The organism is Streptomyces sp. NPDC005195 (genome assembly GCF_040608315.1).
In the GTDB taxonomy this organism is placed as follows: domain Bacteria; phylum Actinomycetota; class Actinomycetes; order Streptomycetales; family Streptomycetaceae; genus Streptomyces; species Streptomyces kaempferi.
In genome coordinates this window covers 1-16,275 of the sequence record NZ_JBEXHZ010000078.1, presented here as the reverse complement: position 1 = coordinate 16,275, position 16,275 = coordinate 1, and the positions used below count along the sequence as shown (strand labels likewise).

Genomic DNA, 16,275 nt, shown 5'->3' with positions numbered 1-16,275 from the left:
CTGCCCGCCGCCGAGGTCGCCAAGTTCGCCGAGCTGACCTTCGCCTACATCGACGAGCTCTCCGCCGCGAGCGCCGCGGGCCACGCCGACGAACTCGCCGCCCGGGGCCGGGCTCACGAGCGCCACCTGGAACCGCACGGCTCCCTGACCGGAAGTCGGAAGCCTCTGCCCAACCGGGTGCGACAGGCCGTGATCCACGGCAGCCGCCGACCAGGAACGACAACGTCCGGCAACGGCGATGCCGACAGCAAGCCGTCGGCGGGAGTCCTTCGTCAGCGAGCGTTCCCCTCGGGCCTCCGCGTGGGGGAGTTCGTCGAGGTCGAGGGTGAAGGTGCGGCCGTCGGCCAGGGGGATGGGGAGCTTGCCCGTGCCGTACTTGTGGGTGTGCGCCGTGATGTAACCCGTGCCGGTCGGCTGGGTGTGGAGGACGACTTCCTGGGCGTAGGGGTCCACGACAAGGTGGACGGGGATGCCATAACGGCCGTACTTCGCGGTGCAGTCGTCGTAGTCCGTGCGCGCGGACGAGGTCGAGACGACTTCGGAGATCAGCAGGACGTCCTCGAAGGTGTAGCGCTTGCCCTCCTTGCGCGCGTCCTCACGCAGAATGGCCAGGTCGGGGCGGAGTTCTCGTCGGCGGGGAAGTCGATGTAGACGTCGGAGGTGACCTTCGCGTGACGGCCGAGGGCGGCGGCCGAGTCGATCTGCATCGACCTGATGGTGCTTGAGTGCTCCTCACTCTGCGGAGTCATGATCACCTTTCCGTCGGCCCCGAACAGAACCGTGTACCCCCTGGGGAACTCGGTGTGCACGATCATGTCGATGCTCATGGACGGCTCCTTCCCGTGTGTGGTCAGGATACGGCGGGCAGTGGCGCGCCACCGAACCCGGTGGTACGGCCGTGAGAGCGGTCGGGGCAGGTTCCGCGGCGCCCCGGCTCCGTCGTCCGGCGGGAGAGTCCGGGGCCGGCTCACCGACCATGCCGGAGATCACCTTGGCGGACCGATGCAGGCACCTCATCGTCAGCGCGGGGATCCGACCTTGGTGGCGGACCTGCGCAGTCGCTTGGTCAGCGCCTTGTCCCGAGCCCTCAGGTGTCGCCCAGCCGCTTCCAGAACGGCCCCGGTGCCGGGGTGGTCGCAGCGCCACAGATCGTCGGCGGCCTGCTCCAGAAGCGGCAGCACCGAGTCCTCCTCCTGTTCCAGGAACATGGCAAGGGCCTCGTCCGCTACGCCGAGCGGGCCCCACAGATGGTCCACGAGCCCCCACAGCCGGAGTTCCGGACCGTGTCCCTCGGGGATCTCACCACGGCCGGCCAGCGCGATCGCCGCGGTCTCGGCGCAGCCGGGGACCTGGGAGGCCGCGGCTTTGCGCAGGACGGCGAGCGCTCTGGGTTCGACGAGTTCCGCGAGCACTGGCGCGGCTGCCAGGCGACGGAGAGCCGCGTCTGCTTCCAACCCGGCGCAGGCGTCGATGAGCTGGACAGCGGCCGGGCCCTGACCTCGATGGCTGATCCATCCGGTGATTTCGGAGTGGGCGGCGTCCTGGTCGTAGTCGAGCAGGGCGTCCAGCAGCGTCGGGGCGTCGGCGTCGGCCAGTTCGCCGATCAGCGGAGCGTGGAGTCCCTCGGCGAGCAGGTACTCGCGCAGCCCGTGGCGTCCCAGTGGGGTGAGCCTGAGCCGTGCCCCGGGCAGGGGAGCGTCGTCGCTGTTCGAGGTGCTCCCCTCGACGCCGAGGATGTCGAGGAGGATGTGATCGCGCTGCCGGCTCGTCTCCGGGCCGGGCTCGACCTCCGCCGCCTGGTACTCGGCGAGGACAAGGGCCGCTTGGTCGAGGATCTGCAGGAGGAACAGTTCGACCAGTCGTGCCTCCTGCTTCGGGAGGCCCTTGCGGAGTGCGCCGACGAGCAGTGCCGTGTCCAGCCATTCGCCGTCGGGAGCCTCGTACAGTGCCCGCAGCACCACCGCTGCCAAGCCGTCGCCGTCTTCGTCCTCCATGCTCAGCGCGGCCAGCAGCATCGGGGGCAGGCCGAGGGCCCCGAGGTCGTTCAGGTCGTCGAGTTCGTCCCCGAGGGCCCGGCACCACACCTCCAGTACGCCGTCGTCTCCCGCGCTGGCGGGCAGGCCGGCACCGGGGCGGGCGGTGCCCGCGCTGATCTCCACCAGGTCCGCGTACACGGCGAGCCCCCAGGGGTCGTCCAGGCAGGGCAGGTCGCCGGAGCTGCGCAGGCGGGCCAGCCGCTCGTCGCGCTCCGCGGGCCGAAGTGCGCTCAGCTCGTCGTCCCGGGCCCACAGTCCGAGTTCCTGGACGGCCTGGCGGCCCAGTGCCGGCTTCAGCACGTCCCGGGACGTGACGGCTCGTCCGCCCTGGCACCAGTGGGCCAGGCGGAGCGCGGAGACGATCAGCGGCACCTGCCGGGCGGCCGCTGCGAGCTCGGCGCGCGGTGCCAGGGTGACGGGGCGCACGGGGACAAGATCCGCCTCCAGGTCCTCGTCGTCGTGGACCTCGCCGCAGGAACAGCGCAGCCCGCTGGAGGCGGCTTCGGCCAGCCCTGGTGCCGGGGCGGCCGTGGGCGGCCGCGGGTCCAGTCCGGCCAGTTCCCGGTCCAGGGCGTCGCGGTCGAAGCGGGCGGGGTCGAACCCGTCCTCGCGCAGCGTTTCGACCAGGTCGGTCCACGGTTCGGGGGCCGGCGCGCCACGGTCCGCGACGGCGTCGAGTACGGCCCGCAGCGCCCAGGCGCCGCCGATGTCCTCGACGTAGGGCATGGCGCGGCGTCCACCGGTACAGCGGACGCGTCGTTCCGGGGTGGACGCGGGGAGGATCTTCTCCAGGGTGATCCGGTGCCGCCAGTCGTCGCCGAAGTCGTACGTGTACTCCAGCCGACCGCCTTCGTATGGCAGTACCTCGGCCACGGTCACGGACTCCTCGTCCGCGTCGCGGAAGGGATCGCGGTCCAATGGTCCGTCGAAGTCGACGAATTGGCGGCCGGAGGCAGGTTCGGTGAAGGAATGCAGGTGCGAGTCGCCCCAGCCGAAGCATGTCTGGACGATGGCGTGCAGGCAGCCGAGTGAGGTGTCGGCGGGCAGGGTGACCCGGCGCCAGACCGGCGGGCTGGTGTCTCGCAGGACGATCTTCAACTGGTAGGTCGGCACAGGCTCGGCGGTCACGGCGAAGGGTTCCCTCGAGGCGGAGACGGATTCCGGCACCGGTGAGGGGCTGCGACCGCAAAGGTGTCGCAGCTCTCCGCGTCGGGTGCCGGTGACATCTTCCCGCACTGCGCCGAGTGGGCGAAGCGCTTCTGGCACATTCCGCCCGTCCGCGCGGATAACCTTGACCCGCCGAGGGCTCGCGGACGACCCGCGCCCTCCCGAACAGCTGCAGGAGCCGGTACCAGGAGTGGGCGTAGTGGCGAAGGTTTACCCGTCGGCAGAGCCCGAGACTGCGACTCCGGACCGGGAACGGATGTCCGCCTGTTTGCCGGAGCTCGCCGCGGGCGAGGCGGTGTTCCTCCCCGCGGACCCGCCCCGGATGGGACGGGTGGCGTTCTGGACGCCTGGGAGTGAGCCGCCGGACCTCGGGGTGGAACCCGAGGAGCTCACCGTGGTCCGTCCGCACGGTTCGTCCGTGCGCCGGGTGCGGGTGGTCGCCGTGCTGCTGCCGGTGGAGCAGGCGCTGCCGCTGCTGACCCGCTGCCGGGCACTCGGTGCGGAGGGCAGCGGGCGGGCGTCGGCCGGTACCGCGTTCTGGGGCACAGCGGCCCTGCTGGGTTTGCGTCTGCTCGCCCGGGGACGGATGCTGCCCGGGGTGTCGCCGGAAGGATTCGACGCGTGGCGGGTCGGCCCGCTGGACACCGAGGACCACGAGCGGCTGGCTTCCCTGGCCGCCGCCATGCCTCCTCAGGCCCGCGCGGTCGCGGTTCCCGGACTCTCCCCCCTCACCCTTCCGGCGGCCGAGCCGCTGCTGCGGGCCTTCCTGGACGCCGTCGCCGATTCCCTCGGCCGCCCGCCCGCCGCCCGCCAGGTGACCGGCGGACCGGCGTTCGCGGTCCGAGCTCCGCAGGCGGTGCCGGAGCAGCGGGGGTGGGCGGCGGAGGTCGCCGCCGGCCGCGACGCGGGTCTGGCGGTATCGCTGCGGCTGGAACTGGGCCGCGAGGACTCGTTCCGGGCCGTGGTCCAGCTGCGCAGCCTGGCCGATCCCACGGTGCTCGCCGACGCCGCGGACCTGTGGTCCGGCCACGCCACCGCCCCCGAACTGTTCGGTCCACGGGCCAAGGTGGACACGCTGCTGACGCTGCGCCGGGCCGCCCGCGCCTGGCCCCCGGCCGGGCGGCTCCTGGACTCCGCCGCCCCGGCAGGTCTGGACCTGTCCGACGAGGAGGCCCAGTCGCTGCTGGGCGACGCGGCGGAAAGCCTTGCCGCCGCCGGGGTCGCCGTGCACTGGCCCAAGGAACTGGTTCGCGAGCTGACGGCCTCCGGCGTCCTGGAACCCGTACGCCGCCAGGGGACGCAGTCCTCGGCCGAGTCGTTCCTGTCCTCCGGCGGCCTGCTGGACTTCCACTGGCGGGTCGCCCTCGGGGACCGGGAACTCACCGAGGAGGAGTTGGAGCGGCTGGTCCAGGCACACCGGCCGATCGTGCGGCTGCGCGACCAGTGGGTGGTCGTGGACCCGGAGCTGGTCCGCAGACTGCGACGGGCCGGGCAGTCCGCGACGACCTCGCTCACCCCGATCGACGCCCTGAGTGCCGCTCTGACCGGCAGCGTCGAGGTGGACGGCGAACAGGTGGCGGTCACCACGAGCGGCGTACTGGAGGAGCTGCGCTCCCGGATCGCCGACCCCGAGGCCCGCGCCGCGCGCGAGCCCCAGGGGCCCCCGAAAGCCCTGGCCGCGACCCTGCGCGACTACCAGCTGCGCGGCCTGAACTGGCTGCACCGGATGACCTCGCTCGGCCTGGGCGGCTGCCTCGCCGACGACATGGGCCTGGGCAAGACCGTGACCTTGATCGCTCTCCACCTGCGTCGCCAGGAACGGAAACCCACCGCAGGTCCCACCCTGGTCGTCTGCCCCGCGTCGCTGCTCGGCAACTGGGAGCGCGAGATCCGGCGCTTTGCACCGGCCACCCCGGTGCGCCGCTTCCACGGCCCCGGCCGTGACCTGTCCGGTCTCGACGGCGGAGTGGACGGCGGCTTCGTCCTGACCACCTACGGGACCATGCGCCGCGACGCCGAACGCCTCACCGGGCAGCCCTGGGGCCTGCTCGTCGCCGACGAGGCCCAGCACGTCAAGAATCCGCACGCGCTCACCGCCCAGGCGCTGCGCCGGATCCCCTCGCGGGGGCGGGTCGCGTTGACCGGCACCCCGGTCGAGAACAACCTGTCCGAACTGTGGTCACTGCTCGACTGGACCACCCCCGGCCTGCTCGGCACGCTCGCCTCCTTCCGCGACCGCTACGCCACGGCTGTCGAAGGCGACCGCGACGAACAGGCCGCCCGGCGGCTGGCCGCGCTGGTCCGCCCTTTCCTGCTGCGCAGGCGCAAGTCCGACCCGGGCATCGCGCCCGAACTGCCGCCCAAGACCGAGACCGACCAGCCGGTGTCCCTGACGAAGGAACAGGTCTCTCTGTACGAGGCGCTGGTACGCGAGCTCATGGCCGAGATCGAGGAGAGGCAGGGCATCGCCCGGCGCGGCCTGGTGATGAAGCTCCTCACCGGCCTGAAGCAGGTCTGCAACCACCCCGCGCAGTTCCTAAAGGAACCCGTGGGCGCCAAGCTCCCGGGCCGGTCGGGGAAGCTGGAACTCCTGGACGAACTCCTGGACACCGTCCTGGCCGAGGACGGGTCGGCCCTGGTCTTCACCCAGTACGTGGCCATGGGCTTACTGATCGAGCGCCACCTGGCCGACCGCGGAGTGGACACCCTGTTCCTGCACGGAGGCACCACGGTCAAGCGCCGCGAGGAGATGGTCGACGCCTTCCAGACGGGCGAGAGGAAGGTGTTCCTGCTCTCCCTCAAAGCAGCCGGGACCGGTCTGAACCTTACCCGCGCCGGACACGTCATCCACTACGACCGCTGGTGGAACCCCGCCGTGGAGGACCAGGCCACCGACCGCGCCTACCGGATCGGGCAGACCCAGCCGGTCCAGGTGCACAAGCTGATCGCCGAGGGCACCGTGGAGGACCGGGTCGCCGAGATGCTCCGCCAGAAGCGGGAGCTGGCCGACTCGGTACTCGGCTCGGGCGAGGCGGCGTTCAGTGAACTGAGCGACAGCGAACTGGCCGAACTGGTCGCACTGCGAAGGACGGGGCGATGACCAGGCGTAGCGGGCCGGGCACGTCGGCCGCCCGCACCTTCGAGGCACTCCCGCCGGCCAAGGGCAGCCGCGCGCCCTTCGCCGAGTCCTGGTGGGGCCGCGCATGGGTGCGCGCCCTGGAGGAGTCCTCCCTGGACTCCGGCCGCCTGTCGCGCGGCCGGACCTACGCTCGTGGCGGCGCGGTCGGACCGGTCACCGTCGCCGCAGGCTCGGTCGGCGCCCTGGTGCACGGCAGCCGCCGTACCCCGTACCGCTCCACGGTCCGGGTTGAGCAGCTGACGGACCGGCAGTGGGACCAGCTGCTCGACATGATCGCCGAACGCGCCGCCAACATCGCCGCGCTGCTGGACGGCGAGATGCCCGCCGGGCTCGCCGACGACGCAGCGGCCGCCGGCGTCCCGCTCCTGCCCGGTCCACAGGACCTCGACCCGGAGTGCAGCTGCCCCGACTGGGGCTACCCCTGCAAACACGCCGCCGCCCTCTGCTACCAGGTCGCCCGGCTTGTGGACCGCGACCCCTTCGTGCTGCTGCTCCTGCGGGGGCGCGGCGAGCGGGAGCTGATGGACGAGCTCGGCCGCCGCAACACCGCCCGCGCCTCCGCCGAAGCCGCCGCGTCCGCAACGACCACGGCCGCGGGCCCGGCCGTAGCCCCGGCCCGGCCCGGTGATCCGGCCGGGCCCGCCTTCGCCTTCCGTACCGCGCTGCCGCGCCTGCCCGGCCCGCCGCCACTCCCCGATCGACCCGGCCGCCGACCCGCGTTGGTGGACTCCGCCGTCCCCGAGCCCGGTCTGGACCCAGCGGCTCTGGAACTGCTCGCCGCCGACACCGCGACGCGGGCCCACCACCTCCTGTCCGGAGCTCTCGGCGCCCGGCACGCCGGCACCGTCCCACCCGCCCCGCTCACCGAATGGCAGGACGCGGTCCGCCTCGCCGCCACTCACGCCACTCTGGACGTCTTCGCGAGGATCGCCTCGAACTGCGGCCGCACCCCCGGCGAACTCGCAGCTGCCACCCGAGCGTGGCGGCACGGCGGCGCAGCGTCCCTGGACGTACTGGAAAGCCCCTGGAACCCTCCCGCTCTCCGCCTGGAGCGCGACCGCGAGGCGCTGCGAGCGGACTGGGCCGACGGCACACCACCCCGGCTCCGCTCATGGCGCAACCGGTGGACCGTCGAGGGCCGCGACGCCCAACTCCGCCTGGGCCGCGACGGATTGTGGTACCCGTACACCAAGGATGAAGGCACCTGGTGGCCCGCCGGACCGCCCGACGCCGACCCCGCCGTCGTCCTGACCGCCCTCCTCGCAACCTGAGCCGCGCCCTATGTGAATAGGCGTACGAACAGGGAGTGGCCTGGGTCAGGCCCCGGCCGGCAGAGCGGTAGACCTCGACGGAACTGTCAGTGTCGTCGCCCCACACGGCGAGCCAGCCGCCGCGGTCGCCGACCGTCTGCTGGGAGCTGACCTTGCGCCCGTCGGCGGTCGTGCCACGGATGGTGATCTTGGAGCCGTCGGCGAGGAGGACGCGAAGGTGCGTGCCCGTGTTCTCGTGAACGGGGATGCAGTACAGGCCCTTCATCGGCGCTGTCACGTTGTTGGGTGTGGGTGGCCTGACGGTGCGTCGGGGCATGGTGGGCCCGCCGTCCGGGCGGTGTTCAGGCCGTGGTGGGCCGGCCGGCAGCGCCGGTGATCTGGTCCCAGATGGTGAAGCGGATGGTCATTTCGGCGCGGTGCTGGGTGGCGGTCATCAGGTGGCGGTGGGGTCGGAAGTGGCGTGAGATGCCGCTGAAGGCGGACAGGAAGCGCTGGGCCGCGCCGACGCTGCGGAAGCCTTTCATCGCGTGTTCCCTCTGGCGGGTGGGCTGGTGGCTGTTCTCCGCCCGGTTGTTCAGGTACTTCGACTGCCGGTGCTCGACCGAGGGCATGACCTCGCGGTGGGCGGCGCCGTAGGAGCGGAGCTTGTCCTTGACGACCACCCGGGGCACCGTACGGGCCTTCTTCATCAAGCGGCGGAAGAACCGCCTGGTCGCGGCAGTATTCCGGCGGTCCTGCACGAGGATGTCCAGGACGTTGCCGTCCTGGTCGACGGCCCACCACAGGTACTTCAACTCAGCTCATCAGCCCGATCTGGTGACGGCCGAAGAAACCTATACCGCGGGGGTCGGTCCCGACGGTGCTGCCAGCCCCGGGGGCCGCCGGTCAGCCGCAGCATTCGTTCGGAGCCTCGGACCCTAACGAAGCCGCACATGGCAGCCTCAGCAGGTCCTCGCACGCGACGGCCCTCCCGTGGGGAGGGTCGGGAGGGACGGCCTGGCCCCCCGCAGGTGGTAGCACACGGGCAGGGCCGGGTGGGTGACCTCCCGCTGGGGGAGGCGAAAGGATCACCGACGGCTCAGCCTTGCGCCAGTTTCAGTCATGCAGCAGAGGTGTGACTGAAACTTGCTGCAGGTATGGGTACGGGTACGTACCCATACCCATAGGCTTGTGGGGTGGAAAGGAGTACGACGATGTCCGATGCCAATGTCCGAATCCCTGAGGAAGCCAAGGTCCGGCTCGCCGCCCTGGCGGCTGCCGAAGGTCTGTCGCTGCGCGCCTATCTCGCCCGGCTGGCCGAGACCCTGCTCACTCCGGTTGAGCGTGCCGAGCGTGCCGAGCAGGCACGCGCCGCCTTGAAGGAGTGGAACGGCTACGCCCCGACCAGGGCCGAGCAGCATGATCTGGACAGTGAGCTGGACCGGCGCCTGGCCCAGGTGACGGCCCGGTGAGCGATGCCATGCACATCGTCCTGGACGACACGGCGATGGCCGCGGCTGGCCAAGGCAACGTCCTTGCCTCCCGCCTGATCCACCGGGCGCACTCCGAACCGGGCTGGTTCCTATATGCCCCGGCGTGCGCGCTCATCGAAGCCGACCGGGCACGTTCCGGCACGGCGGAGCACCTGGCCGCGCTGCCGGGCATCACCGTCCTGGACCTGGATCTTCCTGCCGTCCTGGCCGTCGCGCGGCAGGAGACCTGGGCCGCGGCACACTGCCAGTACGCCGCACAGCCCACCGCGGACCGTCCCGACGGCGCGATCGTCGCCACCACCGCTCCGAACCGCTGGGCAGGCGAGCCGGTCCGCGTCCTGGACCTTGCCCCCTGACTGCCGGTAGCACTGCGGTGCCGCCGGATCCGGCGGCACCGCAGTGCGTCACGGGGACACCTCGCTTGAGCCGTCCGGACCTCCCCAGCAGCACCGCATCCGCTTGGCCTCGCCACAACGGCGACCGGCAGGAAGTTGATCAGATGGTTCCGAGCGGAGGGCTCACGCAGCGCCTGACCGCGACCTCGGACAGCCTGGCGTACGGCTGCGCTGCTACCTCGACATGTGCCAGCGCCCCAGCCCCTGACCGAGACGGCACTCTCCGGGCCGGGGTGCTCCCGGTCGGCCACGCACGGCGGCACTGCGAAGCGCCTACCGAAGTCCGAGGCCGGGATGTCACGCTCAGCGCAGCGGCTCGGCATGGACTTTCCCGTTTCACCATCAAATATATGCAAACCGCCATCAAATCACTGCGTAACTCGCACCATCTCCAGGGGGATTGCTTTGCACGCACGTCTTGCCGCCGCAGCCGTCACAGTGGCTCTGGCCGGCCTCGTCTTCAGCGCTCCGGCCGCCACGGCCGCGGCGGCGCTGCCGGCCACCAACACGGCGCACCACTGTGTCCATCACACGACCGGCCTGTGTGGCTGGACCCACCGCCAGAGGCCGCAGAACAAGACCGAGACGGCGAAGTGCAAGGACGCCTCGCTCTCGTACTCTCGGCACGCCCAGGGCACTTGCTCCCACCACCACGGCGTCAGGTACTGGTTCAAGTAGGCCCACCACGCGCAGGCCCCCCGCTTCACACGGGAAGCGGGCGGCCCGTCCGATCTCATAGTCGACGGCCCGCTTCCTCAGGCCCCTATATGGGACCATCTTGTGCACCTGCTGCACGCGTTCATGGGCCTTGCGGGAGCACCGAGAGTGCTGCGGCGCGCGCCGACTTGCGGTTACCGCGTGGCCCTGGCCAGGGCCACGCGGATCGCATTCGCGCCGACCGGCCGGCCTTCCTCTTCCGAGTGCGGCCCATATGGCGTCCCCCACACCGGCGTACCCGTCTCCTGCCGCCAGCTGTCGGCCAGCGGTCCTGTGTCCACCACGCTGTAGCCGATCGAGTCGATGAACTCGACCACCGTCGCCTTGGCCTCAGCGGAGTCGCCGGCGATCGGCAGGTAGGAGCGGTCGGCCGCTCCTACCGGGCGGCCGAGTGACAGCAGGTGCTTGAAGAAGATGTTGTTGAACGCTTTCACCACCACGGCGTCCGGGAGATAGCGCAGCAGCAGTGCGCTCGAGGTCAGCGACTTGTCGTCGAGTTCGGGGATGAGCCCATCCCGCTCGGGGCCGTAGTTGCAAGTATCGATGACTGTTTTCCCGACTAGTGGCGCGGCAGGCAGGTTGGGAAAGGCCTTGACTGGCACCGTTATCACGATGATGTCGCCAGCCGCCGCGGCATCCGTGCTCGACGCGGCCGACGCCTGCGGCCCCAGTTCCGTAATCAAGTCCGCGAGCGTTTCGGGACCGCGCGAGTTACTCAGCACCACCCGGTGCCCGGCTTCGATGGCGAGCCGCGCGACGGCGCTCCCGATCTGCCCACTTCCGATGAATCCAACCGTTGTCATAGTTCTGCTTCCCTTCTCGAAAGCACCTACTCTGTCGTTGCTACTGCTCGATGTCGGCCTAGGAACGACGTCCTGGGACACCGGTCGCCCTCGGATCACCGAGGCCGTGCCAGTCACACAGCCGCCCAACTACCTCACCGGATCAGCACGGGGCAGCCGAGACAGCCAGGTATTCAGTTGAATTCTGCGCCGAGGGCGATGTCGAAGCCGGCGCCGTGGCGGGCCAGCCCCATCAGCAGGAGGCCGGTCCATTCAAGGACCGACGCCATCTGGAGCCCTCCGGCGTCGAGAGGCCGCAAGCCGATGCTCTTCAGAAACGCCGCGACTTGGGCTTTCGCCTCTACGTCGTCGCCGGCAAGAAACGCGTCCAGGGGCTTGTCGTGAGCGAGGACGTGGCCGAATATCGAGTTCAGCGCCTTCACGACCGGTGTGCCCTCGGGGGCGGCAGCGGCGATCTCCTGGGCCGCCGAGCGACCTGGGGTAGTCGCGAGCCCGTCGGCGTCGGTGTTGAAAGGATTGGAGATGTCGACGAGGATCTTGCCGGCCAACGCGCCGTCGTAGCGAATGACCGCGTCGACTGCGCCGGTGTACGGGACGGCCACGATGACGATGTCACCTGCCGGCGTTGCACCGAACACGCCGACGGTGGCTCCATTGCCGATCTGGTCGGCCAGCGCCTGAGCTTTGACGGTGTTCCGGCTCATGAGCTCGATGGTGTGGCCGTGCTTCGCCGCCCGGGTGCCGATGGCGGTGGCCATGTTGCCCGAGCCGATGATGCTGATGGTGGTCATGACGTTTTCCTTTGCTGTCTATCGATCAACTGCTGGGTAATAGGGGTCTTGCCGGTGTGGTGGGCTGCGTCGAGAGCATTGGCCGCGCAGGGCGGAGTGCTAAGAGCGTTCGCGGGCGACGTGTTCGCGTATGGCGGGGATAGTTTCCGCGGCGAAGCGTTCGAGTACGTCCGGGTCGTCGCTGGCCAGGATGAAGACGCTGACACCGTCCTCGACGGCCATCTGGGCCAGTGCCTCCGCAGTCTGCTGACTCGGGAAGATGTTCAGCAGCCGGGTGATCTCGCGGGGGTCGCGGTTAGCGGCCCGCGCGGCGTCGTCGATGATCGCGTTTCCCTTCTGGAGGCCGCCTGGCTCCATGACCGGCAGCGACGGCAACCAGCCATCGGCCTTACGTCCCACCAGGCCCTGCATCTTCGGCTTGTGGGCTCCGAGCCAGATCGGGATCTCGTGTGCGGGCGCGGGTCCGCGCTCGGCGCCGTGGACCGAATAGAACTCCCCGTCGACATCCAGTCGGCCGGGCCCGTCGGCGTCCCACACCCCACGGATCACGTCGATCGCCTCGCTCAACGCCGCCACTGACTGCAACGGGGTCAATCGACGTCCGCCGATCGCCTGCACCGCATCCCAGTAGAAGCCGGCCCCGAGCCCGAGGCTCATCCGACCACCGGAGAGCAGGTCGAGGCTGGCGGCCGCGCGGGCGAGCACGGCGGGGGGCTGACGCAGCGGCAAGTTGAGCACATTGCCAGACAGACCGATGCGCTCGGTCCGCGCGGCCACCCAACTCAGCAGAGTCCAGGTATCGAGAAAGCTCGACTGGTAGGGATGATCCTGGAAGGTCACGAAATCGAACCCGAGCCGCTCACTGAGCTGCGCCAACTCGACCGGACGGGTCGCCGGGGAGTTCGTGGGACCAATGAATGTTGCGAAACGCAGGGGATGACCATAGTCAGGCATCGATGTCTCCTTCAGTCGTTCGTGCGTGGTCAGCCGCGACGCGCGACGTCGTCGCCCACAGCGTGTTGTCAGATCAGGGCGCTGACGATTCCGTCGAGAGGCTCGGGCTGGCCGGCCTCGTGGTGAAGGCTGGTGCCGCCGCGGATCAGGGCGCCGCAGATGACAGCGGCGGCCCAGAAAAGACCCGCGGCCCACCAGAATCCGATGGCGAACCCGTGCACGGTGGCACCGACAACGGCCGTGCTGCCATGCTCGGTCAGGTAGTGGTTGGTTGCGGTGGCGACGAAGGTGCTGATCAAGGCGACGCCGAGCGCCGAGCCGAGCTGCTGTGAGACATTGTTGAGCGCCCCGGCGGTGCCGGCGTCGCGCAGTTCGACGCCCATCTGCCCGACCGCGACGGCCACGACGGCGGCCGAGCCGATACCCGTTCCGATCAGCACCAGCCCGGGCAGCACCCAGGCCGCGTACGGGCTGCCCGCATCGGCTTGGGTCAGCAAGGCGGCCCCAGCACCGGAGGCGATCAAGCCGGCGGCGACGATGAACCGCATAGTCAAGCGCTGCAACAGCACGCCCTGGGTCAGCGTGGCTACCACGCCAATTGTCACCATCAGCGGCAGGAACGCGACGCCGGTCGTGATCGGCGAGTAGCGCAGCACGCCCTGGAAGTAGTACGTCAGGAACAGGAACACTGCAAATACCGCCGCGTTCGCCAGGAAGAGCGTCAGGTAGGCCGCACTGCGATTGCGGTCGGCGAGTACGCGCAGCGGGATGAGCGGGTGACGGTCGACCTTCTGGAGCACGACGAAGCCGACCAACAGGAGACCACCGACGACGAGCGGGGTCAGCGTGACTGCCGAGCCCCAGCCGTCCGTCTGGGCCTTGGCCGAGCCGAAGACCAACCCGAAAATCGCCGCCGAGCCGACGACCGTGCTAGGCACGGAAAGCTTGGGCTTGTCGGGTTCGGTGGAGTTGTGCAGCAATGTGAGTCCGCCGATGAGTCCCACGACCGCGAGGACGATGTTCACGTACATGCACCAGCGCCAGCTCACATAGTCGGTCAGCAAACCACCCAGCAGCAGGCCGATGGCGCCGGCGCTGCCCGACACCGCACCGAAGATCCCGAACGCCTTGTTCAGCTCCCTGAGGTCGGTGAAGATCACGGTGATCAGCGACAACGCCGCCGGCGCGAGAATCGCGGCGAACCCACCCTGGACGGCCCGGGCAGTGATCAACGTGCCGATGTTCGGGGCCGCGCCGCCGACGGCGGAGGCAATCGCGAACCCAAGCAGTCCCACGATGAACATGGTTTTGCGGCCGTACGCGTCGGCAAGCCGGCCGCCCAGCGGCAGCAAACTGCCGAACGCCAGCACGTAAGCAGTGATGACCCACTGCCGGTTGGCGTCAGAGAAGCCCAGGTCGGCCTGCGCCGAAGGCAACGCCACGTTCACGACAGTCGCATCCAGCAGAATCATGATCTGGGCGGTGACGACGACGCCCAGAGCCATCCACCGTCGCTCGTGGTACGGATTGTGTGGAACCGTCGATTGCGCTGCGTCGGCTTTCGCCACGACTGAGACGCGGGGGGCCCCGGAGGGCTTGTTACTGCTCATTTTCTCTGCCCCTGGTGCGGTTAGGTCGGAGCGCCGGCATGAGGCGCTTCTCTGGTCGTCGCTCGCTGTTAGATCTGGCTGAACCCGCCGTCGACGACTAGGTTTGCGCCGGTGATGAAGCTGGCGTCCGAGGAGGCCAGGAACAGCGCAGCAGCCCCGATTTCCTCGCTGCTGCCCAGCCGTCCCAGCGGGATGGCGGCGGTGATCTGCTCCCGAAACTCGGGGGATACCGTGCTGAAGAGCGCGGTATCGATCGAACCGGGACTGACGACATTTACCCGGATACCGCGGATCTTCAGCTCCGCGGCCCAGGTGCGGGCGAGTGAACGCACGGCGGCCTTGCTCGCCGAGTAGACACCGGCACCGGGAATGCCCTTGGTCGCGCTGGTCGTGCCGTTCAGGATGATCGACGCACCGTCGCTCATCAACGGCAGCAGGTACTGAACGGTGAACACAGTGCCGCGGAAGTTCACGCCCACCATCGCATCGAACGTATCCGGGGTGATGCTTCCCAACGGGTCGGACACCGAACCGAGGCCGGCGCTCGCAAACAGGACGTCGACTCGTCCGTGGTGCTCCCGCACGGTCTCGGCCAAGCGAGCCAGGTCGTCGAGATCTCCCGAGTCCGCCTGCACGCCCGTCACGTTGTGGCCGATGGCGGCGACCGCCTCATCCAGTCTGCGCCTGTCTCGTCCGGTGATGAACACGTAGGCGCCTTCGGCGACGAACAACTTGGCCGTCGCCAACCCCATCCCAGAGGTTGCTCCAGTGATCACGGCGACCTTGCCATCAAGTTTGGGCATGTTGACCTTCATCCTTCTGTCGGCCGAACGGCCGAACGGTGCGCGGACCCTGCGGGCCGGCGAGTACGCGCCGGTTGTGCGAAGCGCTCCGCAAACGGGACTGTTCTCCCGTCGTGGGTACACGCTCATCGTACCAGATGCGTGCGCGCGCATCTAACTGGGAAGGCACTCAGTTTCCGGGTATGCTGCTGGGTGTGAAGGCACCCGTGTCGCAACCGCGAATCATTTCCCCGGACCAAGTCAAGGGCTGGTTTGCGCTGCTGTTCACCCACGCCACAGTTACCGGGCGGATCGACGCCGCGCTGATGGACCAGCACAAGATCTCGTTCAGCACCGTCGAGATCCTGTGCTGGCTCCTGGAAACCGAGCCTCAGTCGGTTCGAGTTCTGTCTGGCGAACTTGTCAGCGTGAGCCCGACTCGAGCATCACGGTTGGTCCAGGAACTGATCGTTGCCGGGCACCTCCAGCGTGGCGCCGACCAAGGCGACGGGCGGGTGTCGCTCATCAGCTTCACCAAAAGCGGACGGCACTTCGCCGAGTCGGTCAGACGAACTTTCGAGGATTCGGTCAAGAGACACTTCGTCGATCCCCTCGACGACGATGACATTGCTGCCATCACCCGGATTTGGGCCAAGCTCGAAAACGCAGAAGGTCCTAGTGAACCGTTCCGGGTTTGATCGAGGCTCGATCTTTTGGAAGGATCGAGTCCGTTATGGCGAAGCAATACCCGAAGGAGCTCAAGGAGCGGGCCGTGCGTCTGGTCCTGGAGACTTCGTGATCAGTACAAGACGGAGTCCGCGGCGATCCGCTCGATCGGCGCGAAGCTCGGACATCGGGCCGGAGTCCCTGCGGAACTGGGTGCGGCAGGCCGAGGTCGATGCCGGTGCCCGGACCGGGACTACGACGGAGAAGTCCGCCCAGCTCAAGGCGCTGAAGAAGGAGGTCGCCGAGCTGAAGCGGGCGAACGAGATCCTGAAGGCTGCGGCACTTCGCGGCCGAGCTCGACCGGCCACACACACGCTCGCTCGTAGCGTTCATCGACGAGCACCGGGACCGCTTCGGCGGAGTCGAGCCGATCTGCAGGACGCTCACCGAGCATGACTGCAGCATCCACCCG

13 protein-coding genes and 5 pseudogenes are annotated in these 16,275 nt (G+C 69.4%); 9 read left to right on the top strand and 9 right to left on the bottom strand.

What is annotated here, in order from left to right:
* Window positions 1–132 (top strand): annotated as a pseudogene (locus tag ABZV34_RS34110) (PucR family transcriptional regulator); the annotation flags it as partial.
* Window positions 133–441: 309 nt separating this feature from the next.
* On the opposite strand, the pseudogene ABZV34_RS34105 reads toward ABZV34_RS34110, so the two are convergent.
* From ABZV34_RS34105 to ABZV34_RS34095, 3 genes and pseudogenes are all read right to left on the bottom strand, one after another.
* A pseudogene (locus ABZV34_RS34105) lies at window positions 442–603 on the bottom strand (Uma2 family endonuclease); the annotation flags it as partial.
* The gene (locus ABZV34_RS34100; protein ID WP_356285469.1) at window positions 546–827 is read right to left on the bottom strand and encodes a hypothetical protein; all 282 of its coding nucleotides are present in this window, start codon (window positions 825–827) and stop codon (window positions 546–548) included. The pseudogene ABZV34_RS34105 and the gene ABZV34_RS34100, both read right to left, overlap by 58 nt.
* A 192-nt stretch (window positions 828–1,019) precedes the next feature.
* Complete coding sequence (locus tag ABZV34_RS34095; protein ID WP_356285466.1) at window positions 1,020–3,164, bottom strand: plasmid pRiA4b ORF-3 family protein; 2,145 nt, start codon at window positions 3,162–3,164, stop codon at window positions 1,020–1,022.
* A 295-nt stretch (window positions 3,165–3,459) separates the two neighbouring features.
* Here ABZV34_RS34095 and ABZV34_RS34090 point away from each other — a divergent pair, with 295 nt between their 5' ends.
* Entirely contained in the window at window positions 3,460–6,303 is a 2,844-nt protein-coding gene (locus ABZV34_RS34090; protein ID WP_356285463.1) for a DEAD/DEAH box helicase, read from the top strand.
* Window positions 6,300–7,613 carry an SWIM zinc finger family protein gene (locus ABZV34_RS34085; protein WP_356285461.1) on the top strand — a complete coding sequence of 438 codons (1,314 nt, stop codon included), beginning with the start codon at window positions 6,300–6,302 and terminating at the stop codon, window positions 7,611–7,613. The genes ABZV34_RS34090 and ABZV34_RS34085 overlap by 4 nt, the downstream gene beginning before the upstream one ends.
* A 341-nt stretch (window positions 7,614–7,954) precedes the next feature.
* Here ABZV34_RS34085 and ABZV34_RS34080 read toward each other — a convergent pair.
* Window positions 7,955–8,401, bottom strand: a pseudogene (locus tag ABZV34_RS34080) (DDE-type integrase/transposase/recombinase); the annotation flags it as partial.
* Between the two features lie 405 nt (window positions 8,402–8,806).
* Here ABZV34_RS34080 and ABZV34_RS34075 point away from each other — a divergent pair.
* From ABZV34_RS34075 to ABZV34_RS34060, 4 genes and pseudogenes are all read left to right on the top strand, one after another.
* Window positions 8,807–9,064 (top strand): hypothetical protein, encoded by a 258-nt coding sequence (locus ABZV34_RS34075; protein ID WP_356285458.1) that lies wholly within the window; start codon window positions 8,807–8,809, stop codon window positions 9,062–9,064.
* Window positions 9,061–9,441 (top strand): hypothetical protein, encoded by a 381-nt coding sequence (locus ABZV34_RS34070; protein ID WP_356285455.1) that lies wholly within the window; start codon window positions 9,061–9,063, stop codon window positions 9,439–9,441. Before ABZV34_RS34075 ends, ABZV34_RS34070 begins: the two co-directional genes overlap by 4 nt.
* 178 nt (window positions 9,442–9,619) lie before the next feature.
* Window positions 9,620–9,688: pseudogene (locus ABZV34_RS34065) on the top strand (DUF6207 family protein); the annotation flags it as partial.
* 197 nt (window positions 9,689–9,885) lie between these two features.
* A complete protein-coding gene (locus tag ABZV34_RS34060) occupies window positions 9,886–10,158 on the top strand; it encodes a DUF3761 domain-containing protein (RefSeq protein WP_356285452.1) in 273 nt (90 codons plus the stop codon).
* 173 nt (window positions 10,159–10,331) lie between these two features.
* Here the strand turns inward: ABZV34_RS34060 and ABZV34_RS34055 are convergent, their stop codons facing one another.
* The 5 genes from ABZV34_RS34055 to ABZV34_RS34035 form a co-directional block, all read right to left on the bottom strand.
* On the bottom strand, window positions 10,332–11,000 hold the full coding sequence (locus ABZV34_RS34055; RefSeq protein WP_356285450.1) for an NAD(P)-binding domain-containing protein: 669 nt from the start codon (window positions 10,998–11,000) through the stop codon (window positions 10,332–10,334).
* Between the two features lie 173 nt (window positions 11,001–11,173).
* The gene (locus ABZV34_RS34050) at window positions 11,174–11,791 is read right to left on the bottom strand and encodes an NAD(P)-binding domain-containing protein (protein ID WP_356285447.1); all 618 of its coding nucleotides are present in this window, start codon (window positions 11,789–11,791) and stop codon (window positions 11,174–11,176) included.
* A gap of 99 nt (window positions 11,792–11,890) precedes the next feature.
* The gene (locus ABZV34_RS34045; RefSeq protein WP_356285444.1) at window positions 11,891–12,745 is read right to left on the bottom strand and encodes an LLM class flavin-dependent oxidoreductase; all 855 of its coding nucleotides are present in this window, start codon (window positions 12,743–12,745) and stop codon (window positions 11,891–11,893) included.
* Window positions 12,746–12,813: 68 nt separating this feature from the next.
* Window positions 12,814–14,313 carry an MFS transporter gene (locus ABZV34_RS34040; RefSeq protein ID WP_356285441.1) on the bottom strand — a complete coding sequence of 500 codons (1,500 nt, stop codon included), beginning with the start codon at window positions 14,311–14,313 and terminating at the stop codon, window positions 12,814–12,816.
* 110 nt (window positions 14,314–14,423) lie between these two features.
* Window positions 14,424–15,158: an SDR family oxidoreductase gene (locus tag ABZV34_RS34035; RefSeq protein ID WP_356285438.1), complete on the bottom strand. Its 735-nt coding sequence runs from the start codon at window positions 15,156–15,158 to the stop codon at window positions 14,424–14,426.
* A gap of 194 nt (window positions 15,159–15,352) precedes the next feature.
* Between ABZV34_RS34035 and ABZV34_RS34030 the strand changes: the two genes are divergently transcribed.
* A complete protein-coding gene (locus tag ABZV34_RS34030) occupies window positions 15,353–15,835 on the top strand; it encodes a MarR family winged helix-turn-helix transcriptional regulator (protein WP_356285435.1) in 483 nt (160 codons plus the stop codon).
* A 35-nt stretch (window positions 15,836–15,870) separates the two neighbouring features.
* Window positions 15,871–16,212 (top strand): annotated as a pseudogene (locus tag ABZV34_RS34025) (transposase); the annotation flags it as partial.
* Window positions 16,213–16,275 lie beyond the last annotated feature (63 nt).

Excerpts from the sequence above, each read along its gene's own strand:
- ABZV34_RS34100 (WP_356285469.1), bottom strand. The coding sequence starts at position 827 with ATGAGCATCGACATGATCGTGCACACCGAGTTCCCCAGGGGGTACACG.
- ABZV34_RS34090 (WP_356285463.1), top strand. The coding sequence starts at position 3,460 with ATGTCCGCCTGTTTGCCGGAGCTCGCCGCGGGCGAGGCGGTGTTCCTC.
- ABZV34_RS34085 (WP_356285461.1), top strand. The coding sequence starts at position 6,300 with ATGACCAGGCGTAGCGGGCCGGGCACGTCGGCCGCCCGCACCTTCGAG.
- ABZV34_RS34075 (WP_356285458.1), top strand. The coding sequence starts at position 8,807 with ATGTCCGATGCCAATGTCCGAATCCCTGAGGAAGCCAAGGTCCGGCTC.
- ABZV34_RS34055 (WP_356285450.1), bottom strand. The coding sequence starts at position 11,000 with ATGACAACGGTTGGATTCATCGGAAGTGGGCAGATCGGGAGCGCCGTC.
- ABZV34_RS34050 (WP_356285447.1), bottom strand. The coding sequence starts at position 11,791 with ATGACCACCATCAGCATCATCGGCTCGGGCAACATGGCCACCGCCATC.
- ABZV34_RS34045 (WP_356285444.1), bottom strand. The coding sequence starts at position 12,745 with ATGCCTGACTATGGTCATCCCCTGCGTTTCGCAACATTCATTGGTCCC.
- ABZV34_RS34035 (WP_356285438.1), bottom strand. The coding sequence starts at position 15,158 with ATGCCCAAACTTGATGGCAAGGTCGCCGTGATCACTGGAGCAACCTCT.